This is a genomic window from Microbacterium abyssi, from assembly GCF_015277895.1.
Lineage (GTDB): Bacteria > Actinomycetota > Actinomycetes > Actinomycetales > Microbacteriaceae > Microbacterium > Microbacterium abyssi.
The window spans coordinates 929925-948434 of sequence record NZ_CP063815.1; the positions used below are offsets into that span (position 1 = coordinate 929925).

General features: G+C 65.8%; 25 protein-coding genes. 12 read left to right on the forward strand and 13 right to left on the reverse strand.

The annotated features are described in order from the left end of the window. Positions 1 to 62 precede the first annotated feature (62 nt). Together IM776_RS04590 and IM776_RS04595 are read left to right on the forward strand one after the other, a co-directional pair. A complete protein-coding gene (locus IM776_RS04590) occupies positions 63 to 380 on the forward strand; it encodes a hypothetical protein (RefSeq protein ID WP_194421843.1) in 318 nt (105 codons plus the stop codon). A gap of 9 nt (positions 381 to 389) precedes the next feature. Then, positions 390 to 863, forward strand: a complete 474-nt coding sequence (locus tag IM776_RS04595; protein ID WP_194421844.1) for a hypothetical protein — start codon at positions 390 to 392, stop codon at positions 861 to 863. Between the two features lie 105 nt (positions 864 to 968). Here IM776_RS04595 and IM776_RS04600 read toward each other — a convergent pair whose 3' ends face one another. After that, on the reverse strand, positions 969 to 1151 hold the full coding sequence (locus IM776_RS04600) for an excisionase family DNA-binding protein (RefSeq protein ID WP_228479914.1): 183 nt from the start codon (positions 1149 to 1151) through the stop codon (positions 969 to 971). A gap of 113 nt (positions 1152 to 1264) precedes the next feature. On the opposite strand from IM776_RS04600, the gene IM776_RS04605 reads away from it, so the two are divergent. Continuing rightward, positions 1265 to 1876, forward strand: a complete 612-nt coding sequence (locus IM776_RS04605) for a hypothetical protein (RefSeq protein ID WP_194421845.1) — start codon at positions 1265 to 1267, stop codon at positions 1874 to 1876. A gap of 459 nt (positions 1877 to 2335) precedes the next feature. Here IM776_RS04605 and IM776_RS04610 read toward each other — a convergent pair whose 3' ends face one another. Next, positions 2336 to 2911, reverse strand: coding sequence for a TetR/AcrR family transcriptional regulator (locus tag IM776_RS04610; protein WP_194421846.1), 576 nt, complete (start codon positions 2909 to 2911; stop codon positions 2336 to 2338). Positions 2912 to 2955: 44 nt separating this feature from the next. On the opposite strand from IM776_RS04610, the gene IM776_RS04615 reads away from it, so the two are divergent. Next, complete coding sequence (locus IM776_RS04615; RefSeq protein ID WP_194421847.1) at positions 2956 to 4011, forward strand: NAD(P)-dependent alcohol dehydrogenase; 1056 nt, start codon at positions 2956 to 2958, stop codon at positions 4009 to 4011. Between the two features lie 22 nt (positions 4012 to 4033). Here IM776_RS04615 and IM776_RS04620 read toward each other — a convergent pair whose 3' ends face one another. Further along, entirely contained in the window at positions 4034 to 4195 is a 162-nt protein-coding gene (locus IM776_RS04620) for a hypothetical protein (protein ID WP_194421848.1), read from the reverse strand. Positions 4196 to 4310: 115 nt separating this feature from the next. On the opposite strand from IM776_RS04620, the gene IM776_RS04625 reads away from it, so the two are divergent. Next, positions 4311 to 4583: a hypothetical protein gene (locus IM776_RS04625; protein WP_194421849.1), complete on the forward strand. Its 273-nt coding sequence runs from the start codon at positions 4311 to 4313 to the stop codon at positions 4581 to 4583. A gap of 71 nt (positions 4584 to 4654) precedes the next feature. Here IM776_RS04625 and IM776_RS04630 read toward each other — a convergent pair whose 3' ends face one another. Next, positions 4655 to 5953, reverse strand: a complete 1299-nt coding sequence (locus IM776_RS04630; protein WP_194421850.1) for an FAD-dependent oxidoreductase — start codon at positions 5951 to 5953, stop codon at positions 4655 to 4657. 83 nt (positions 5954 to 6036) lie between these two features. Here IM776_RS04630 and IM776_RS04635 point away from each other — a divergent pair, with 83 nt between their 5' ends. Continuing rightward, positions 6037 to 6375 carry an ArsR/SmtB family transcription factor gene (locus IM776_RS04635; RefSeq protein WP_194421851.1) on the forward strand — a complete coding sequence of 113 codons (339 nt, stop codon included), beginning with the start codon at positions 6037 to 6039 and terminating at the stop codon, positions 6373 to 6375. 33 nt (positions 6376 to 6408) lie between these two features. Here IM776_RS04635 and IM776_RS04640 read toward each other — a convergent pair whose 3' ends face one another. The 3 genes from IM776_RS04640 to IM776_RS04650 are packed head-to-tail and all read right to left on the reverse strand — an operon-like array spanning position 6409 to position 8730. Further along, entirely contained in the window at positions 6409 to 7281 is an 873-nt protein-coding gene (locus IM776_RS04640) for an alpha/beta hydrolase (RefSeq protein WP_194421852.1), read from the reverse strand. Positions 7282 to 7287: 6 nt separating this feature from the next. After that, positions 7288 to 7527: a hypothetical protein gene (locus IM776_RS04645; protein ID WP_194421853.1), complete on the reverse strand. Its 240-nt coding sequence runs from the start codon at positions 7525 to 7527 to the stop codon at positions 7288 to 7290. Between the two features lie 27 nt (positions 7528 to 7554). Continuing rightward, positions 7555 to 8730, reverse strand: coding sequence for a zinc-dependent alcohol dehydrogenase (locus IM776_RS04650; protein ID WP_194421854.1), 1176 nt, complete (start codon positions 8728 to 8730; stop codon positions 7555 to 7557). A 205-nt stretch (positions 8731 to 8935) separates the two neighbouring features. Between IM776_RS04650 and IM776_RS04655 the strand changes: the two genes are divergently transcribed. Continuing rightward, complete coding sequence (locus IM776_RS04655; protein WP_194421855.1) at positions 8936 to 9865, forward strand: YihY/virulence factor BrkB family protein; 930 nt, start codon at positions 8936 to 8938, stop codon at positions 9863 to 9865. 55 nt (positions 9866 to 9920) lie between these two features. Further along, a complete protein-coding gene (locus tag IM776_RS04660; protein WP_194421856.1) occupies positions 9921 to 11282 on the forward strand; it encodes an APC family permease in 1362 nt (453 codons plus the stop codon). Here IM776_RS04660 and IM776_RS04665 read toward each other — a convergent pair. Next, positions 11233 to 12210: a cation diffusion facilitator family transporter gene (locus tag IM776_RS04665; RefSeq protein WP_422730934.1), complete on the reverse strand. Its 978-nt coding sequence runs from the start codon at positions 12208 to 12210 to the stop codon at positions 11233 to 11235. The genes IM776_RS04660 and IM776_RS04665 overlap by 50 nt on opposite strands. Then, complete coding sequence (locus IM776_RS04670) at positions 12207 to 12719, reverse strand: type 2 periplasmic-binding domain-containing protein (protein WP_228479915.1); 513 nt, start codon at positions 12717 to 12719, stop codon at positions 12207 to 12209. Before IM776_RS04670 ends, IM776_RS04665 begins: the two co-directional genes overlap by 4 nt. 136 nt (positions 12720 to 12855) lie before the next feature. Here IM776_RS04670 and IM776_RS04675 point away from each other — a divergent pair, with 136 nt between their 5' ends. Both IM776_RS04675 and IM776_RS04680 read left to right on the forward strand, forming a co-directional pair. Continuing rightward, on the forward strand, positions 12856 to 13800 hold the full coding sequence (locus IM776_RS04675; RefSeq protein WP_228479916.1) for a helix-turn-helix transcriptional regulator: 945 nt from the start codon (positions 12856 to 12858) through the stop codon (positions 13798 to 13800). Between the two features lie 146 nt (positions 13801 to 13946). Next, the gene (locus IM776_RS04680) at positions 13947 to 14261 is read left to right on the forward strand and encodes a DUF7882 family protein (protein WP_194421857.1); all 315 of its coding nucleotides are present in this window, start codon (positions 13947 to 13949) and stop codon (positions 14259 to 14261) included. A 2-nt stretch (positions 14262 to 14263) separates the two neighbouring features. On the opposite strand, the gene IM776_RS04685 is transcribed toward IM776_RS04680, so the two are convergent. Beyond that, positions 14264 to 14485 (reverse strand): hypothetical protein, encoded by a 222-nt coding sequence (locus tag IM776_RS04685; RefSeq protein WP_194421858.1) that lies wholly within the window; start codon positions 14483 to 14485, stop codon positions 14264 to 14266. A gap of 20 nt (positions 14486 to 14505) precedes the next feature. Next, positions 14506 to 14712, reverse strand: a complete 207-nt coding sequence (locus IM776_RS04690) for a hypothetical protein (RefSeq protein WP_194421859.1) — start codon at positions 14710 to 14712, stop codon at positions 14506 to 14508. A gap of 112 nt (positions 14713 to 14824) precedes the next feature. Here IM776_RS04690 and IM776_RS04695 point away from each other — a divergent pair, with 112 nt between their 5' ends. Next, a complete protein-coding gene (locus tag IM776_RS04695) occupies positions 14825 to 15205 on the forward strand; it encodes a hypothetical protein (protein WP_194421860.1) in 381 nt (126 codons plus the stop codon). A 21-nt stretch (positions 15206 to 15226) separates the two neighbouring features. Here IM776_RS04695 and IM776_RS04700 read toward each other — a convergent pair whose 3' ends face one another. Further along, the gene (locus tag IM776_RS04700; protein WP_194421861.1) at positions 15227 to 17398 is read right to left on the reverse strand and encodes an MMPL family transporter; all 2172 of its coding nucleotides are present in this window, start codon (positions 17396 to 17398) and stop codon (positions 15227 to 15229) included. A 72-nt stretch (positions 17399 to 17470) separates the two neighbouring features. Here IM776_RS04700 and IM776_RS04705 point away from each other — a divergent pair, with 72 nt between their 5' ends. Further along, complete coding sequence (locus IM776_RS04705; protein WP_194421862.1) at positions 17471 to 18079, forward strand: MarR family winged helix-turn-helix transcriptional regulator; 609 nt, start codon at positions 17471 to 17473, stop codon at positions 18077 to 18079. Between the two features lie 6 nt (positions 18080 to 18085). Here the strand turns inward: IM776_RS04705 and IM776_RS04710 are convergent, their stop codons facing one another. After that, entirely contained in the window at positions 18086 to 18427 is a 342-nt protein-coding gene (locus IM776_RS04710) for a histone-like nucleoid-structuring protein Lsr2 (RefSeq protein WP_194421863.1), read from the reverse strand. Positions 18428 to 18510: the final 83 nt, after the last annotated feature.

Below are 18510 nucleotides of genomic sequence, written 5' to 3' on the forward strand. Positions count from 1 at the left end.
CGACGGTCGTGTTCTGATGATTTAACTCGATTGGCGTCAACGGGCGAGGCAGCCTGGCGTCAATGGGAGGTCCGTTCGATCCAGGTCGCTATCGCGATCCGCAGTTGCTCGCGGGTGGTGCAAGAGGGGCGGTCGAGGATGTTCTTCTCCAGGCGAGCGAAGAACGATTCCGTGGCCGCGTTCTCCTTGCTGGAACCGACTCTGCCCGTGCTCCGGACCATGCGGTGACGGGTCAGCTCGCGGAGATACTTTCGGCTTCCGAATTGAGATCCTTTCTCGCGGTGGACGATGCATCCGGCGACGTCACCGCGCATCGCGGCGGCGTTTTCGTGCGCCCGTATACGGATCGGCTCTGCGCCGGTGTCGTCCGTCGCGGCTAACCTGCTCCTATGACTTGGGAGCAGTTCTGGGCGTCGGTTTTCCCTGCCTACCTCGGCGCCATCGGTTCGATCTCGGCAAGCGCCGTGGCCGTCGTCGCCTTCATACGCGAGATTCGGACTCGCAAGGGATTGACGGAGGTTGCTCAATCAACGACCGAGACCGTCACAATCTCGACTTCGCCACAGTCGGTCACGCCGCTAAGGACACCGGTCGGCGGAACTGAGCCGCTTGAATTAGTCACTCATGGTCGGCAGACGGTCGTGCGCAATCTCACTCAGCTGCCCGTGGAGATCATCGACATCCGCGTACCCTCAGGTGGTAAAGCGCTCACGCTCCGCAGCGCGTTTCCAGGGACGGTCGAACCCGGAGAAGGATTCGGCTTTATTGTCCACGACCTTCTTGGAGGTCCCGCAATCGCCGCACTCCTCGTCGAGTGGCGGGCGCCCGACGGAGCAACGCGCCTGAGTAAGTTCTTCATTTAGTGGCTACGCCCGGGCTCTCGCCCGATCCCTGAACGCCTGTGGTACGCATAGGGATCGCGCTGTGGCGCCGACTCCTGGGCGTCAGGCAGCACCCTCGTGGCGCGGCTACCTGGCGTCGACACCGAAGGCGCGCAGCAACGGCACGCGGGGAATCATCCGGCGCGACCCGAGCTGGACCGTGGGGATGGTCCCGCTCTCGATGCCGAGCTTGATTGTGCGGTAGTCGACGCCGACGAGCTTAGCGGCATCCTTCATCGTCAGGGCGAGTGAAGTGTCTGTCTTGTTCATGTCCTTCTCCTCTCGTGAGCAATGCATGTCATCACTTGCCCACACCGTACTCCCCTCGTGAGCAATCCGCGACATGTATTGCTCACGCCGCGAATCTGTGAAAGGCTCACGGCATGAGTGACGTTGCAGTCGAGGTGACCGACAGCGAGCGAATCGATGTCGGCGACGGAGTGAGCATCCCGAAAGCGTGGGACGTCACCGCAACGGGTGAGGCGAACGTCGCAGGAACCATCCGCATGCACGTGGTGTTCGACGAGCGGTTGCGCCGCACCGTAGCGGCATCGGTCGGCGTCGATCGCGCGGAGGAGGGTGCGGAGGTGACAGCTGCCGCGCTGCGCGACGTGCGCGTGCAGTACCTCGTCGCGGTCTCATCGATGCGCGTCGTCGAAGTGACTCGCGAGCAAGGCAAGCCCGAACCTCTCCGCGAGTACTTGGCAGACGTGAGATCGCGCACCGATCGCAGTTACGAGGAAACGGTGCGGGAAGCGGTGGCGCTGTACCGGATCGCGGCGACGGTGAACCTCGCGCCGCTCAAACTCGTCTCCGAGCAGCTCGATGTGAGCGTCAGCACGGCCACGCGGATGATGGCTCGCGCGCGCGAAGGCGGCCTCGCTGTCGACCTGATCACCCGCGAGACACACAACAGGCTGCGGACCGGAGACGAGGATCGGGCGCGCCCGCACCAGGTTCCGGGCTCGCCGTCCGGCCCGTCGATCGGGCGGTGACGGCAATCTGGCGCATCCGACACCGTTTCAGCACATCGCTAAGCGTGAACGTACAGCAGCGGCAAATTGCTCAAATTCGCGGGTCTAGCCGCGCGGCGAATTCAGATTGGCCGCATCCCATTTCGGCATGCGTCTGAGAGCCACTCCATGAGTAACATTTTTGGCCGTTCTTTGGCCGCATCCTGTTTCCAACTGGCTGTTTTCGGACGTCGCTGGATGTCGACGAGATCTCGAAAACCCGCACAATTACGCGGAATCTGTCGTTGTATGCCGGTATGCGAATTGCTCAATTCGCGTTCGAGTCCCTGAGGCCGCTCAGCCCCCAGTGAACGCGTTCGTTACTACTTGAAATCGTGGCTATGTCTCGAACGGCAGGAGCGCGATGGCATACGCCGCGACACTCATCACGAGGCGGGGCCGAGCAAGAAGAGTGAGCCCGACCAACGCAGCGTAGCCGGTCTAGGACACTGGTGAAAGGGCGGCCGTCATGAACTCGATGAGCGCAGACTTGCGGCGCTGGTGGTCGGTGGAGCGTTCGCTGGTCATCGCGACGTTCGTGATGGAGTTTTGCGCCCACGTTGCGGCAGTGGCGATCAGGAGGGACCACACGTCCTCGGCTTTGAGGTCGTCCCGAACGGTTCCGATGCGCTGCTGCCCGACAATCTCGCGCAGGTGCTGAGCATCGATCTCCTCGAGCCCGGGGTACAGGTACCCCGTTGCCTCGCGCTCAAGCCGTTTCCACATCAGCAGACGCATCAGTGCCGGGTCGGCGAGGTAGTCATCGTAGAGTCGCGACGCGTAGCCCGCCAGATCGTGAGCGGTGAACGGCACCCTCTCACTGTTCCCGATGACGTGCACTTCGAAGACGGCATCGAAGAGCTTGTCCTTCCCCCCGAAATACGCGTAGATCATCGGCTTGCTCATGCCCGAGCGCTCTGCGATGCGATCGACACGGGCCCCCGCGATGCCGTGCGCGGCGAACTCCTCGGTGGCCGCGTCGAGGATGAGCGCGCGTGTCTTATCTGCCTTGCTCATCGGTCAACCCTATCAAGCTACCAACTAGTAGGTAACATGGTCACATGATCACTACCGCGCTGTCCGCCACGGTTCACGGACAGGCCCTCCACCCGACCCCGATCGCTCGACGTGAGCTCCTGCCCGATGATGTTGACGTGCGTGTGACGTTCTGCGGGGTCTGCCACAGCGACCTCCACGCCCTGCACACCCCGCCGGAGCAGGGAGGCATCTTTCCGCTCGTGCCCGGTCACGAGTTCGTCGGCGAGGTAGTGGCTGTCGGCTCGAGCGTCATCGACTTCGCGCCAGGTGATCCGGTCGCGGTCGGCAATATCGTCGATTCCTGCGGAACATGCCGGATGTGTCACGCAGGGCAGGAGAACTTCTGCACGGAGTTCCCGACATTGACCTACGGCGGACGAGACCGCGTTGATGGAACGGTGACTGCAGGAGCCTACGCTGGCCGGTATGTCGTCCGCGACCGGTTCGTCTACCACCGCCCGACAGCCTTGGACCCTGCTGCGGTCGCTCCGCTCATGTGCGCCGGTATCACCGTTTGGGAGCCGCTGCGCACGTCCGGAGTCGGTCCGGGCACTCGACTCGGCGTCGTCGGAATCGGCGGCCTCGGACACCTCGCTATCCGACTCGGGCGGGCGCTCGGTGCCGAAGTCACCGTGTTCACGACAACCCCCGCCAAAGTCGCGGACGCACAACGGCTGGGTGCCGAGCATGTTGTCATTTCGACTGACGACGGAGCCATGGAAGATGCGCGGAGCTCACTTGACCTCATCCTCGACACTGTCGCGGTCGCACATGACCTCACCCCGTATCTCCGGTCGCTGGACCTGGACGGCACGCTCTTCAATCTCGGACATCTCGGGCCAGTCAGGGTGCAGGCTACAGATCTGCTCATCGGCCGCAAACGACTCGCTTCGGCCGGGAGCGGCGGACACCGCTGGACACAGGACCTGCTGAACTTCTGCGGCGAGCACGGCATCACAGCCGACATTGAGGTGCTTCCCGCCGCGGAAGTCAACACCGCGCTCGAACGCCTAGCCCGCGGCGATGTCCGCTACAGATTCGTGCTCGACCTTAGTTCCCTTCACGAGCCTCGCCAATAGATACCGCGTGCGAGGCGGGTGCCTAGTCTCCGTCGCCAGATGCGCCGTCGTCGACGGCCGAGTCGCCGTGCTCTGGATGCACCGTCGAAGCAGTTGAATCTCCCGGCCGAAGATTGGCTGCCTCGAGTGCGCGGTCGATTGCGGCCTCCGTCGCCGGATCGATCTTCGGGTCCTTCGCTGACATGGCTACACCATATCCGCGCGTGTCCGCTTCGGGTAAGGCCATATCCCAGTACTCTCTGGTGCGCGCATCGCGCAAGCCCCTCAGCGCCGCCTGGTCCCCGACTTAGCCTGCTGGCATGGGCGGGAACGAGAAGCACACCAGCACGTACGTCGAGATCGACGGCAGAGAGTTCCTGTTGGGACGCGATCGCGATCTTGTCGACGTCATGTCAAGGATCGAGGAAGCCGCGCGATCCGAACCCGCGTTCGTCGACCTTTCGGATGGCGACCGTCATGTCTCCGTTCTCGTCTCGCATCAGTCAAGGGTCGTGATCACCGTGCGGCACGAGTCGTCGGCGCCTGCCGAGCATTCCCCACTGGGGGCCTCGATCGGTGACTGGGACCTGTAGCCGGACGAAGGCGCGTGCCCTGACGGGCGGCGGAACGACGGAGACGCAGTGAAGGACGACCGCACGCTGCGTCACCCGATGCTGAGCGGCGCGCGGCCGATCTGAAGCACTGTCGGCGCGGCACAGCATCCGCCCCCTGCCTCGTCGAAGTCGCCGGCACCGCCGCAGACGCCGGTCTCCGGCAGCACCAGTTCGTTGCGTGCTGCGGCCTCATGATCGCCGCCGAGGTGGGCTGCGACGCTCCGAGCCTGCTCGTAGCCGGTCAGCGCGAGGAACGTCGGCGCGCGCCCATACGACTTGGCGCCGATGATGAAGAAGCCCGGCTCGGGTTGCGCAAGCTCTCGCACGCCCGTGGCGGGAACGGAACCGCAAGAGTGCAGGTTCGGGTCGATGTGTGCGGCGATGCCGGACACCGCCTCCAGCGCGGGATCGAGATCGGTGCGCAGTTCACGCAGCATCCCGATGTCCGGCCGGAAGCCGGTCAGCGCGAAGACGTGGGCTACGCCGGCGACCTCGTGCCCGTCTTCGGCCGTGACCGTCAGTGCATCGTTAGCCTCCCGGAACTCGGCGATCCGGAATCCGGTGGACACGTCGACCAGACCCGCATCGATCACCTGCCGGGCCCGCGAACCGAGTGCTGCCCGCTCCGGAAGATCATCCCCCGCGCCCCCGCCGAAGACATCCGCGCCGCCACGACGCCGTAGCCACGTCACGCGCGTGCTCGGAGAGATGCGCGCAAGGTCACTGAGACGCAGCACTGCATGAATGGCGGAATGCCCGGCTCCCACGACGACGATGTGACGACCGGCGAACTCTGCCACGTCGTCGGGAATCCGGTACGAGATCCGGTCGGACGCGCGCGATTCGCCGCGCGCAGGCCAGCCGTCGGCGCCGGCGGGGTTCGTATGCGTCCAGGTGCCGCTCGCGTCGATGACGACGCGGGCGAGCACGCGGTCCTCACCGCCTGCGGCATCCGCCGTGTGCACGACGAAAGGCTGCTGGCCTCTCCCGCCGTCGACAACCTTGTCGCGTCCTGCCCGCGCGACGCCGGTGACAGTCGTGCCGTAGGTGATGCGCTCGCCGAGCGCAGCCGCGAGCGGTGCGAGGTACCCGCTGACCCACTCCGCGCCGGTCGGGTGACCGGACCCCGGCGCGCTCCAGCCGGAAGACTCCAGGAGGCGCCGCGAGGCGGAGTCGATGAGCTCCGGCCATCCGGAGAAGAGCCGCACATGACCCCACTCTGCGACCGCCGCCGCGGCACGATCGCCGCGTTCGATGACCGCGACGTCGATCCCGCGCTCGGTCAGGTGGGCGGCGACGGCGAGACCCTGCGGGCCCGCACCGATGACGACGACAGGATGCTCGGACATGTCTCTCCTCGAATTGACGATCTTCAATGCGTCCAGCGTGGAGGACCTATCGAACTTTGTCAATACATGCCACACTGAACACCATGACCCTTCCGGCGACGATCGATGCGACCTGCTGCGTGCCCCGCGTGACCTCCGTGGTCTCGGCCGAGGATGCCGCGCGCGCCGCGCAGGTGTTCAAGGCGCTCGGCGACCCCACACGGGTGCGACTGCTGTCGTTGATCGCGGCGGGAGACAGCGGCGAGGCGTGCATCTGCGATCTCACAGAGCCCGTCGGACTCTCGCAGGGCACCGTCTCGCATCACATGAAGCTGCTGGTCGAGGCCGGACTGGTCACGCGCGAGCAGCGTGGACGATGGGCGTACTTCGCGCTCGACAAGAACGCGCTGGGTGCCGCCGCCGACGCGCTGCGCATGCCCTGACGGCGCGGGCTGACGCTCGACAGCCGACCCAGCTCATCGTTCACCGCTGATGAATCCGCCCACGGCCGCCGCGACAGCCGGGGCGGCTTCTTCCGCCATATGATGGCCGCTGTCGATCCCGAAGCCGGTGACGGAGTGGGCCCAGTCGTTCCAGATCGCCAGTGGATCACCGTAGAGCGACTCCAGGTCATCCTGTCGAGACCAGAGAATCAGCGTCGGCGACTCGATCTTCCTGCCGATGCTGCGATCCGCCTCCTCGTGGTCTCGGTCGATGGTCAGCCCGGCTCGGTAGTCCTCGAGCATCGACCGCACCACGCTGTGCGTGCGCACGGCGTTCATGAGTTCGGCATGGTTCTCATCGCCCATCGACGCCGCGTCGGCTTTCGGCCGGTACCACGCCTCCGGATCGGCGTTGATCACCCGTTCAGGAGTCTCCGGCTGCGCGAAGAAGAACCAGTGCCACCATGCAGTGGCGAAGCGGGCATCGATGCGTCGAAGGTGCTCGCTGATCGGAATGCAGTCCATCAGAACCAGGCGGTCGACCGCCGCGGCGTGGTCGAGTGCGAGCCGCATTGCGACATAGCTCCCGCGGTCATGGCCCACGAGATGGAAGCGATCGTGGCCGAGGTGGTGAGCGACAGCCAGAACGTCATCCGCCATCGCCCGCTTCGACTGCTGGGAATGATCTCCGCGCGGCGATGGGCCGATCGATCTGCCGTATCCGCGTAGATCGGGGCAGATCACCTGGTATCCCCGATCGACGAGAAGCGGGGCGACGCGATGCCATGTCGCCGATGTGCGAGGGTGGCCGTGCAACAGCACCACCGGCTCGCCCGCACCTTTGTACCGGACGAAGATCTGCGCCGCGCCGGTGTCGACGACTGTCGTGGAGAACCCGTCGAACACGCTCGTCTACGACTCGGCGTCGCCCTCGGTCTCTGCCTCCGGCTCGACCTGTGGCCGCCCGATGATGCCGATGCCGACCGCCTCGTGGCTGGGTTCAGGCTCCTCCCTCGACGGCGCCTTCGGTTCTTCGCCCGGAGCCTTCTCTGTGCTCGGCTCCTCCATCTCCTCGGCATCCGGCATCTGCTCGGGATCGGGAAGCTTCGGCTCGTCGGGGTTCTGAGCGGTGGTCTCTGCCGAATCACTCATGGCGTGTTCCTTTCGTTGAGCGGGGGATCAGGGATTGAGCACGACCTTGATGCAGCCGTCTTCCTTGCGCTGGAAGGTCGAGTACAGGCCGGGTGCATCATCGAGCGGAGCATGATGCGTCGCGAGATCCATGACGCCGATCGGGTCGGCCGGATCCTCCACGAGAGGGAGGAGTTCGTCGATCCATCGTTTGACGTTGCACTGGCCCATGCGCAGGTTCAGCTGCTTGTCGAACATCGTCTTCATGGGAAGGATGTCGGCGTCCCCGGCATAGACCCCGCTGAGGGAGACGGTTCCGCCGCGACGAACGACGTCGATGGCGGCGTAGAGCGCGGTCAGCCGATCGACGCCCGCCTTGTCGAGCGCCACCCTCGCCACGGCATCCGGAAGCAACCCCACCGCCTGCTGCGCGAACTTCACGCCGGCGGCGCCGTGCGCCTCCAACCCGACGGCGTCGACGACCGAATCCGCACCGCGGCCCTCCGTAAGGTCGCGCAGCTCATCGACGATCGTGTCCGTCAGGTCGTAGGTGAGGATGCCGTGGCGCTCGGCCATGGCCCGACGCTCAGGTACCGGATCCACCGCGAGCACGCGGTACCCGCGATAGGTGCCGATGCGCGAGACCAGCTGCCCGACAGGGCCGAGACCGAGCACCGCCAGAGTGCCGCCGTCGGGCACATGGGCGTATTCGACGCCCTGCCAGGCCGTCGGCAGGATGTCGCTGAGATACAGATAGCGATCGTCAGGGAGCTCTCGTCCCACCCGCACGTGGTTGTAGTCGGCGAGCGGCACGCGAAGGTACTCGGCCTGGCCGCCCGGAACCTGACCGTAGAGCTTCGTGTATCCGAAGAGCGCTGCGCCGCTGCCGTATTCGCGCACCTGAGTGGTCTCGCACTGAGACTGCAGGCCCCGGCGGCACATGAAGCAGTGGCCGCAGGCGATGTTGAACGGTATGACCACCCGATCTCCGATGGCGAGCTCAGCGACCTCGGAGCCGACATCCATGACCTCGCCCATCGGCTCATGGCCGAGGACGTCTCCTCGATCGAGGAACGGGCCCAGCAACTCGTAGAGATGCAGATCCGACCCGCAGATCGCTGAGGAGGTGACGCGGATGATCGCGTCGGTGGGTTCAAGAATCGTCGGATCGTCGACCTCGTCGATGCGGACATCGCGCTTTCCATGCCAGGTGAGTGCCTTCATGCGCTCACCCTCGCTCACAACGGCATCCGACCGAACCGGGTTGACAAACGAACCGCGGTATCCAACGGGCGATGTCAAGGGGAGTGCTCCACACGCTGCGGATCGGCACACTCGTGGGGAGAGTCAGGAGAGCACCATGACGGCCGAGGAAGCTGCCAAACCCCATAGCCCCAGTGCGGTCGAGGCCCGATCCTGGAGGTTCGCGGTGCGTCGTACGCTCCGCGCGTTCGGAACCGACGAATGCCCTGACGTCGCCGCGAGCCTGACGTTCTACGCCGTGCTCGCTCTCGTGCCAGCGGCAATGGTCTCCTTTTCAGCGCTGAGCCTGCTCGGGCGCGGAGAGGAGACCGCGCGCATCGTCATCGACGTGGTGCATGCCTGGGCGCCGGACGCCTCGATCGCCGCATTGCAGGATGCCGTCTCGCAGATCGCCGAGGCGCGGCTGTCCGGCATCCTTCTCGTCTTCGCGCTCGCGCTGACGCTGTGGGCCGTCGCGCGCTATGTGGCCGCTCTCGGCCGGGGAATGAATCGCATCTACGGCGTCGTCGAGGGTCGTCCCGTCTGGCGCTTGAAGGCGGGACAGCTTCTGATCGCCCTGGTCGTCATCGTGTGCACCGCCCTCGTGACGGCGCTTCTGGCCGTGTCCGGAGGCGTCGCCGAAGCGCTCGGTCAGGCGCTCGGCTTCGGGGAGACCGCGCTGTTCATATGGCGAATCGTGCGCTGGCCCCTGCTCGCCGCGGTCGTCGTGTTCCTGCTCGCCTTCCTGTACTACTTCGCCCCGAACGTGAAGCCGCCGGGTTTCCGATGGATGAGTCTCGGCGCCGCAGCAGCGCTCGTCGTTCTGCTGCTCGCATCGCTCGGCTTCTGGCTGTACGTGTCGAATCTCGCGGATTACGACCGCATCTACGGAGCGTTCGCCGGGGTCATCATCTTCGGACTGTGGCTGTGGATCGCGAACATGGCGATCCTGGTGGGAGCGGAATTCGACGCCGAGGTCGAGCGCGTGCGTCAGCTGCAGGCGGGGATCCCCGCTGAGACCCAGGTCCAAGTGCCGTTGCGCGATGCCCGTCGGATCGGCAAGAACGTGCGGCGCGACCGCAAGGACGAAGCTCAGGCCCGACGGATCCGGCGTTGACCGGCGATTGTCAAGCCCGGTGCCTCCATGTGCGGGGCATCGCTAGGTTCGCGCAATGACGAACGATACGAAGGCGCCCTCCCGCTTGAGGCGCGCCATCACCGGGCCGCTGCTGTTCGCCTTCATTCTCGGGGATGTCCTCGGTGCCGGGATCTACGCCCTCATGGGCGTGCTCTCCGTCGAAGTGGGCGGGATGCTGTGGGCGCCGCTCCTGCTCGCGCTGCTGCTGGCATTGCTGACCGCCGGCTCCTACGCCGAGTTGGTGACGAAATACCCGCGCGCGGGGGGCGCCGCCGTCTTCGCGGAACGCGCATTCCGCAGCCGCATCGTGTCATTCCTCGTGGGCTTCAGCATGATGGCCGCCGGAGTCGTCAGCGCCGCCGGACTCGCGATCGCCTTCGCAGGCCAGTACCTGCAGACCTTCTTCGCGCTGCCCGTGATCCCTGTGGCGATGGTGTTCCTCGTCATCGTCGGCGCTCTCAACGCTCGCGGCATCCGGGAATCGATGGGTGCGAACCTCGTCATGACGGCGATCGAGGTCAGCGGCCTGGTGATCGTCATCGTCGTCGTCGGCGTCTTCGTCACCGGCGGCGGAGGCGATGTGTCGCGCGTCACTCAGGCGCCGGAGGGGACGAGCGTCGCCGTCGCGGTGCTCGGCGGTGCGATCATCGCCTACTACTCGTTCGTCGGGTTCGAGACGTCCGCCAACGTGATCGAGGAGGTGAAGAACCCGACCAAGACGTATCCCAAGGCGTTGTTCGCCGCGCTCATCACCGCTGGGGTCGTGTATGTGCTGGTCGGGCTGGCGAGCTCGATCGCGCTTCCGCCGGAAGAGCTGCAGGAATCGAGCGGCCCGCTGCTCGCCGTCGTCGAGGCGACCGGCGTCGGCGTTCCGTCCTGGCTGTTCAGCCTGATCGCCTTGATCGCCGTCGCCAACGGCGCGCTCCTGACGATGATCATGGCCAGCCGCCTCGCATACGGGATGGCCGAACAGGGGCTGCTGCCCGATGCTCTCGCGCGTGTGCTGCCCCGAAGGAAGACCCCGTGGGTCGCGATTCTCGCCACCACCGTCGTCGCGATGCTCCTCACCCTCATCGGTGACCTTGCGACTCTCGCCGAGACGGTCGTCCTTCTGCTGCTGTTCGTGTTCATGAGCGCCAATGTGTCGGTGCTCGTGCTGCGCCGCGACAAAGTCGAGCACGACCATTTCCGGGTCTGGACCTTCGTTCCGTATCTCGGAATCGCGTCCTGCATCCTGCTGCTCACACAGCAGCGGCCGGAGGTCTGGCTGTTCGGGGCGATCCTGTTGGCCGTCGGCGGGGTGCTCTACCTGCTCGCGCAGTGGGGGCGCCGCCGGGACAAGGACGTCAACGCCCAGGATCCGCCTCGTCCGGAAGACGATCTGACGGCACGATGACGACGTCCTGCACCTTCCAGTCGAGAGCCGCGATGCGCTCTGATGCGTCGTCGACGTGCCTCAGAGACACACGGCGCCTGCGCGGCACGACGAACGCCTCGACGTGGAAGACATGGCCCTCATCCCGCATACGGACTGCGGCGTCGCGCACCCACGGCAGCGTCCGCAGCATCTCGACGATCTCGTGTGCGAGGGGGTGCGGTTCCTTGTCGTCGTACGTGGTCGCGCGCTGATCCATGAGATCGACGACCGCTGATTTCGTGTTGCGGAACCCGTCGTGGATGATGCCGAGCGAGATGAACAGCGCCGCCACACCGTCCAGCCACCACAGGCCGACGCCGATCCCGAGCACGCCCACGATCGAGGCGGCGTTGGTGTGCCAGTCGGCCTTCGCCATGTCTGCGTCGGTGTAGAGCAGCTTGTTGTGCAGCACGGGCGCGAGTTTCTTCTTCGCCGGCCCGTAGATGAACACCGGACCGATGACGATGGGAATCATGACGGCGACCATCAGCCAGCCGAGCCAGATCGTCTGCCCGAACAGCTGCACGGTGCCTATCGTCGGGTGCTCCGCCGCGAACAGCCCGGTGACGGCCTCGACGGCGAGGTTGAGCCCGACGACGAGAAGTGCGACTCCCGCGACGAGGTGGCCTACGCCCATCGCCCGATGCATTCCATACGGATGCGTCCGGTCCGGGCGGCGACGGACGAAGATGAGCGCGACCAGGAACGCGACCTGTGGGATGAGGGACAGCATGTCCTCGATCCACGCCGTGCGCATGGCCTGCGAGTTGCCCACCACGAACGCCACCAGGGTGATGGTGCAGAGTGTGTAGCCGATCGTGAACCACTCCCAGAAGACGGCCTTCTTCAGAGCATCCTGCTGCTCCTGTGGGAGGTCGGCACGACCGAACTGGTGGATCGGGGTCACGATCCGACCTCCTCGTCGAGGAATGCTTCGAGCTCGGAGAGGAACGCGTTCTCTCCGAGCGGTACGAGGAAGACCAGGCTGCGACCGTCGGCCCCTTCGATGTTCTTGAAACCCCTTGTGACGCCTGCGCGATCGGCCCACGGGCTCTGATCGGTGAATCCTCCGATGGCCATGTCGAGCTCGCCGGCCTCCAGCTCGCCGACCAGTGTCTCCTCGGCGCCCACGGTCCATTCGATGCGCGCATCGAGCGATGCCGCGAAATCCTCGGTCAGATCGACGAGCGGCCCCGTGGGCTCCGCTCCGCTGACGTCGACGAGTCCGGAATCGGGAGAGACGCCGACCCGCATGGTCGCCCCCGTGACGGAATCCAGCGTGCCGTCGGGGTCCGTCGGCACGGTGAGTCCGCACGCGGATACGAGTGCTGCGACGAATATGAGGACGGTGGCGGCCGCTGCTCTTCTGAGACGGGACGGCAGACGGCCGCGGTTGGGCGGCGTGATCACGGTCATGAGAATCAGTGTGCGTACGCGTTCGCGAGTCAGCAAGATGCTTGACCGCCGCCGGCCTCGCAGGTATGGCGTTCGAGGCATGAATCCTGGGCTAATGTCCGAGAGGGGCCCGACTTCAGAAGAGAGAGCGAGCAGGATGCTGTCCACACTGCGTTTCGAGTCGAAAGACGTCACGCGCGTCGAAGAGACCTGGAAGCAGTTCGTCCCGTCGGCCATTCTCCAGAACGTCGACCCTCGGCGATTCCGCTTCGAATGGCTTTCGGCGGAGCTCGAGGACATGACGGTGGTGGAATACGAACTCGCAGCAGAGGTGCGCTCGGTGGTCGAACCGGAGGATCAGCTTCTGGTCTGCAGGGTGCAATCGGACCGCGTCGATCTCGGTTCAGGCCACGTCGGCATCGACGCCGGTCATCCGTGGTTGACCGACGGCCGGCAGGTGTGGGGACGCTGGGAGGACGACGCGAAGGTCCGGGCGCTCATCTTCGACCGCACGACGGCGCAGACGCTTGCGCGGCGCATGAGCGGGAATGACGCCTACCGCGTGCGCGTCAAAGGCCTGGCGCCGACCGACCAGGGTGCGGCCGAGCAATGGGAACGATCTTTCGCGTACCTTGGAGCTTCGTTCGCGCACGCCGGAGCGGAGGACGAACTGATCCTCGCCGGACTTCGACGCCACGCCCTGTGGGTGACGCTCACGTCGTTCGACACCGGATTCCGGGAGGCGCTCGAAGGCGCGGTGCAGTTGCGCCCGGCGACGACCACGGTCCGGCGGGCTATCGACTACATCGATGAGAACGCGCATCGCGCGATCACGATCGACGACATCGCAGGAGCCGTGCACATGTCCACGCGGGGGCTGCAGTACGCGTTCCGCCGTTCTTTGGACACGACGCCGGCCGAGCAGCTCCGCAGAGCGCGACTGGACGGTGCCCATCGCGAGCTGCTGCACGGACGCGCAACGACGGTCGGCCAGGTCGCACGACGATGGGGCTTCGCGCATCCCTCTCGGTTCGCCGCCGCGTACAGAGCGGCGTATGGCGTCGCACCGTCGGATACCCTGCGCCGCGGAAAGGGTGACTGAGAGCGCACGGGTTGTGCGCCGGATGCACTCGTGTTGCGCCCCGCTCGGTGTATCTCGTCGCGGTCGATTAGATTCATGAGTGGCGCAGGGCCCCTTCGGGCCGGCAGATGTGCAGCGCCGGTGAACTGTCAGGAGAGCTGCGAGACATGGGGAGCCTCTACTACGGCGATTCCGCCGAACCGATCAACATCGAGGACCGTGCGCTGGCACACCTCAAGATCGTCATCGCGACCAAGCTGCGGCGCAATGAGAGCTTCACCCTCTCATGGCGACACCCGGATGCTGAGCCAAACGGACGCAGCACGATCTGGCTTCACCCGTCGATCCCGCTGCGCTTCGTTTTCGATTCGCCAGAGGCGCCCGAGATCAGCCGCCAGTGGGTCGAGGATCTTGCGAACTCGGCGAGTTCCAGCGGGGGAGTGACGCTGGTCGACGAACACGTCGAAGCGGCTACGGTCTAGATTCAGCTCCTGGGTTTTCCCGGGCCGACTCCCGGTTCGTCGTTCATCTCCGAGGAATCGGGGATCTCGGCGTCGTCATCGGGGTCGATGCGCACGGCATCCGCCGACCCGGAGTCGGCACCGGCCCGTCCTGCGGGCACCTGTTCGGTCTCCTCCTGCTCGGCGGTCTCCTCTGCATCGGTCTCGTCATCCGTCGGCGCCTTCTCCACGCCGGCGGGGCGCATGCCCTGATCCTCGATGCCGCTCACAGCGCATCTCCAGCGGTCTCCGCGCCTGACGCAAGGCGATCGGCGTCTGCGCTGTCGATCTGATCGTCGTCGACGTCCGGATCGATGCTGCGCTCGCCGTCGCGCTCCACGGTCACGGGATCGATTCCCGGCTCGGACGTGACGTCGTCGGTCGCGCGATCGTCATCGGGAAGGGGCAGTGGGGGAATGAGTGGATTCGACATGGCTCAACCTTTCGTCATTGCTGCGGATGCTACGGCGCACGGCCGCCGGCGCAGACCCGGTTGACCCGGCCGAACGCGCGGACTATAGGACCTGCTCTCCTAGACTGAGCCAGTGGATCTGATCGACGCTTTCGCCGTGGTGGGGGAGGTCGTGTCGTGGATCGGTCTGGGCATCGGCATCCCGCTTCTCGTGATCGCCGGAATGATCGCGCTTGCGGAAGGGCGCTGGGACCGTGCCGACATCGCCGTGATCGAACGCGCAGACGAGAGCATCATCCGCTGGTTCGCCGGCGGCGACTTCCATGAGCGCCCTCTCGCGGCTCGCGAGGACGCCGGTGACGGGTGGCATCGCGGTTTCGTGAGCGCACGCAACCCCGGTCACGCGCGATTGAATCCACCTGTGCTGCGCAGGCTCTTCCTCACTCTCGGCATCGTCTTCACAGCCCTCGGAACCGCCGGATTCGTCCTGTCGATGATCCCGGCGTTCATCTGAGGATAGCGCCCGTGCGAGCCGTCAGCGCTTGCTGCGCCCCAGTCTCGAGGGCCACCAGATCGCGCGTCCGATGTCGTACGACAGCGCCGGCACGAGCAGGGACCGCACCACGAAGGTGTCGAGGAGCACGCCGAAGGCGACGATGAACGCCAGTTGCACGAGGAACAGGATCGGGATCACCGACAGCGCCGCGAAGGTGGCGGCCAGCACGAGTCCGGCTGAGGTGATCACGCCGCCGGTGACCGAGAGCCCGCGGAGCACACCTGCACGGGTTCCGTGCTTCAGCGTCTCCTCGCGCACGCGCGTCATCAGGAAGATGTTGTAATCGATGCCGAGCGCGACGAGGAAGACGAAGCCGTAGAGGGGCACCGCGGGATCGGCGCCGGGGAAATCGAAGACGCCGTTGAACACCAGCGCGGAGACCCCCATCGCAGTGCCGAAAGACAGCACGGTGGTCAGGATCAGCAGCACGGGAGCGAGGATCGACCGCAGCAGAAGCATCAGGATGACCAGGATCACGGCGAGGATGATCGGAATGATCAGGTTGCGGTCATGGATGGATGCGTCGTTGGTGTCCACCGACGTCGCCGTCACTCCGCCGACCAGGGCGTCGAGGTCGTTCAGTTCGACGCGCAGCTGCCGCACAGTCGCGGCTGCTTCCTCCGAATCCGCGGCATCTGTCAGCGTGGCCTGCAGCATGACGTCGCCGTCGACCGCTGTCGGCTCGGGTGCCGGCGTTCCCGGAGGGCCGAATGCCGCCACCCCGTCCTCTGTCACGCTCGCCGTGCCGCTCGGAGAATCCGCAGCGGTGACAGCCACCGATTCGATGCCGTCGTTGTCGAGGAGCAGGTCTGCCGCGTCCTGGAGCGAGTCCTCAGCGACGACCACGTACGCGGGGCTGCCCGAACCGCCGGGGAAGTGCTCGCCGAGCGCCACCTGACCGTCACGTGCCTGGGACTCACCCAGTACCAGGTCGGATTGCGGGACGCCGGAGGCGTTGAGCTGGGTGACCCCCGCCGCGCCGGCGACGAGCACGAGCGTGGTGAGGATCCAGATCAGGCGTGGACGGCCCTTGACGCCTGCTGCGAGTCGTGCCCAGAGGCCCGTGGTCGCCATGCCGTGCTCGGCGACCACAGCTTCCGGCTCGAACTTCGGGCGTCGCGGCCAGAACACTGCGCGGCCGAAGGTGAACAGCAGTGCCGGCAGCAGCGTGAGCGCGGAGAGCATCGCGAAGACGATGCCGATGGATGCCACCGGTCCGAGCGTGCTGTTCGACTTCAGGTCGCTCAGCAGAAGGCACAGGAGGCCCGCGATCACCGTTCCGCCCGAAGCGGCGATCGGTTCGACCGATCCCTTCCACGACGCCATGGTCGCTGCTCCCTTGTCCTTGGTGGAGCGCAGCTCCTCCCTGAATCTCGCGACGAACAGCAGGGAGTAATCCGTCGCCGCGCCGATCACCAGGATGAACAGGATGCCCTGGGTCTGACCGCTCAGCAGCAGGATCTCCCACTTCGCGAGCCACCACACGACCAGCAGCGCGACGCACAGCGCGAACAAGCTCGTGGACAGGACGACGATCGGCAGCAGCAGCGACCGATAGACCAGGATGAGGATCAGGAAGACGGCGAGCAGCGCGACTCCGAGCAGCAGCCCGTCGATCCCTGCGAAGCCGGCCACGAGATCGGCCGAGAATCCGGCGGGGCCCGTGACGTAGACGGTTACGCCCGAGGGGGCGGCGTCGCGCAGTTCGCCGTCCAGAGCGGCGACGGTGTCCCCGAGGTCGGCGTCACTCGAGATCGGAACGAAGGCCTGCACGGCTCGCCCGTCCTCAGAGGGGATGGCGGGTGACACCTCGTCTGCGATTCCCTCGACGTCCACGGTCCCGGCGATCGCGTCGTCGATCGCCGCGAGCTGCTGCTCGTCGAGCTCGGCATCGCCGACGAAGACGACGATTGCCGGAACCGCGTCCGAGTCGTTGAACTCGCCCAGCAGCTCCTGCACCTTGGTCGCGTCGGCCGATGAGGGCAGGTAGCTGGTCTGGTCGTTGGAGGAGACCTCGCTCACCTTTCCGAACAGGGGTCCGCCGAGGCCCGCACCGACGAGCCACGCGAGGATGAGAACAGCGGGAATGAGCACGCGAGCCCAGGATCGGCGACGCACGCGCACTCGGGTCTGGGAAGCACTCTTCGACATATGGTCCTCATTTAGCTAGCCTGGCTAGATGAAAGCTTAGCATGAAGTATTGTTGCGAGTAGCATCGTGATCATGCCCGAACTCCCCTCGGATCCTGAGCCCCTTGACGCGGGCGCTCAGCAACCGTTCTCGTCCGGATCCGCGATCTATGACGTGGACGTCAGCGATCCCGACGGCGAGCTCATCGACCGCGGTTCGCTGTCGCCCGCGGACGTCCGGCAGATCAGCGCGCTGATGCGCGCGCTGGGAGGGCTGCGGGATGCCGAGCAGAAGCTCTCGGCGGCATCGCTGCGCTACATGAAGCTCAATCAGACCGACATGCGCGCGCTGCACTTCCTCATCGCGTGCGAGAACAGCGGAGCGGTCGCGACTCCTGGCGCGATAGCCGCCCACCTCGGCATCTCCACGGCATCCACGACCAAGCTCCTGGATCGTCTCGAGCGTGGAGGCCACATCACGCGATCCCCGCATCCATCGGACCGCCGGGCGCTCGCGATCGCCATCACGCCGACGACGCGGCGGTCGGCGATAGAGACGGTCGGACGTCAGCACGCCCGCAGGTTCACCGCGGCGGCCCGGCTGTCGCCGGCAGAGCGCGAGATCGTCACCCGGTTCCTCGCCGACATGACGACGGAGATCGCCCTCGGCGATGAACCGTGGGCGATCTCCGCAGAAGAGTGACAGGGGTCAGTGCGCGGCGCGATAAGCCTCGATGACCGTCGCCGGAATGCGACCGCGTTCGGACACCTTGTGCCCATTCTCATTCGCCCATTCGCGGATCGCCGCGGTCTCGGGAGAAGCGGCGGAGCGCTTTCGCGAGGAGGCGCTGCGGCCAGGCGACGCCGAGGCGCGTCGGGCCCCTGCGATGTAAGGCTCGAGAGCCTTACGGAATGCATCCGCATTCTCGGTGGTCAGGTCGATCTCATAAGCGGTGCTGTTCAGCGAGAAGTGAACGGTCTCACCCTCACCGATTCCGAGAATCGTTCCATCGATGTCGTCAACCAACTGGTGCACAATGCGTCGGGCCATTCCGTCAGCATACGCATGATGAATACCGCGCGACAATGATCACGCAATCGTGGCGAAAGAGTGCGCGAGGAATTCAGGACGGA

Coding starts and splice junctions, on each gene's coding strand:
- IM776_RS04705 (WP_194421862.1), top strand. CDS start 17,471: ATGCCCGAACTCCCCTCGGATCCTGAGCCCCTTGACGCGGGCGCTCAG.
- IM776_RS04685 (WP_194421858.1), bottom strand. CDS start 14,485: ATGCGCCCCGCCGGCGTGGAGAAGGCGCCGACGGATGACGAGACCGAT.
- IM776_RS04615 (WP_194421847.1), top strand. CDS start 2,956: ATGATCACTACCGCGCTGTCCGCCACGGTTCACGGACAGGCCCTCCAC.
- IM776_RS04645 (WP_194421853.1), bottom strand. CDS start 7,527: ATGAGTGATTCGGCAGAGACCACCGCTCAGAACCCCGACGAGCCGAAG.
- IM776_RS04620 (WP_194421848.1), bottom strand. CDS start 4,195: ATGTCAGCGAAGGACCCGAAGATCGATCCGGCGACGGAGGCCGCAATC.
- IM776_RS04590 (WP_194421843.1), top strand. CDS start 63: ATGGGAGGTCCGTTCGATCCAGGTCGCTATCGCGATCCGCAGTTGCTC.
- IM776_RS04650 (WP_194421854.1), bottom strand. CDS start 8,730: ATGAAGGCACTCACCTGGCATGGAAAGCGCGATGTCCGCATCGACGAG.
- IM776_RS04660 (WP_194421856.1), top strand. CDS start 9,921: ATGACGAACGATACGAAGGCGCCCTCCCGCTTGAGGCGCGCCATCACC.
- IM776_RS04635 (WP_194421851.1), top strand. CDS start 6,037: ATGACCCTTCCGGCGACGATCGATGCGACCTGCTGCGTGCCCCGCGTG.
- IM776_RS04690 (WP_194421859.1), bottom strand. CDS start 14,712: ATGTCGAATCCACTCATTCCCCCACTGCCCCTTCCCGATGACGATCGC.
- IM776_RS04680 (WP_194421857.1), top strand. CDS start 13,947: ATGGGGAGCCTCTACTACGGCGATTCCGCCGAACCGATCAACATCGAG.
- IM776_RS04610 (WP_194421846.1), bottom strand. CDS start 2,911: ATGAGCAAGGCAGATAAGACACGCGCGCTCATCCTCGACGCGGCCACC.
- IM776_RS04595 (WP_194421844.1), top strand. CDS start 390: ATGACTTGGGAGCAGTTCTGGGCGTCGGTTTTCCCTGCCTACCTCGGC.
- IM776_RS04630 (WP_194421850.1), bottom strand. CDS start 5,953: ATGTCCGAGCATCCTGTCGTCGTCATCGGTGCGGGCCCGCAGGGTCTC.
- IM776_RS04670 (WP_228479915.1), bottom strand. CDS start 12,719: ATGACCGTGATCACGCCGCCCAACCGCGGCCGTCTGCCGTCCCGTCTC.
- IM776_RS04700 (WP_194421861.1), bottom strand. CDS start 17,398: ATGTCGAAGAGTGCTTCCCAGACCCGAGTGCGCGTGCGTCGCCGATCC.
- IM776_RS04600 (WP_228479914.1), bottom strand. CDS start 1,151: ATGAACAAGACAGACACTTCACTCGCCCTGACGATGAAGGATGCCGCT.
- IM776_RS04675 (WP_228479916.1), top strand. CDS start 12,856: ATGCTGTCCACACTGCGTTTCGAGTCGAAAGACGTCACGCGCGTCGAA.
- IM776_RS04625 (WP_194421849.1), top strand. CDS start 4,311: ATGGGCGGGAACGAGAAGCACACCAGCACGTACGTCGAGATCGACGGC.
- IM776_RS04605 (WP_194421845.1), top strand. CDS start 1,265: ATGAGTGACGTTGCAGTCGAGGTGACCGACAGCGAGCGAATCGATGTC.
- IM776_RS04710 (WP_194421863.1), bottom strand. CDS start 18,427: ATGGCCCGACGCATTGTGCACCAGTTGGTTGACGACATCGATGGAACG.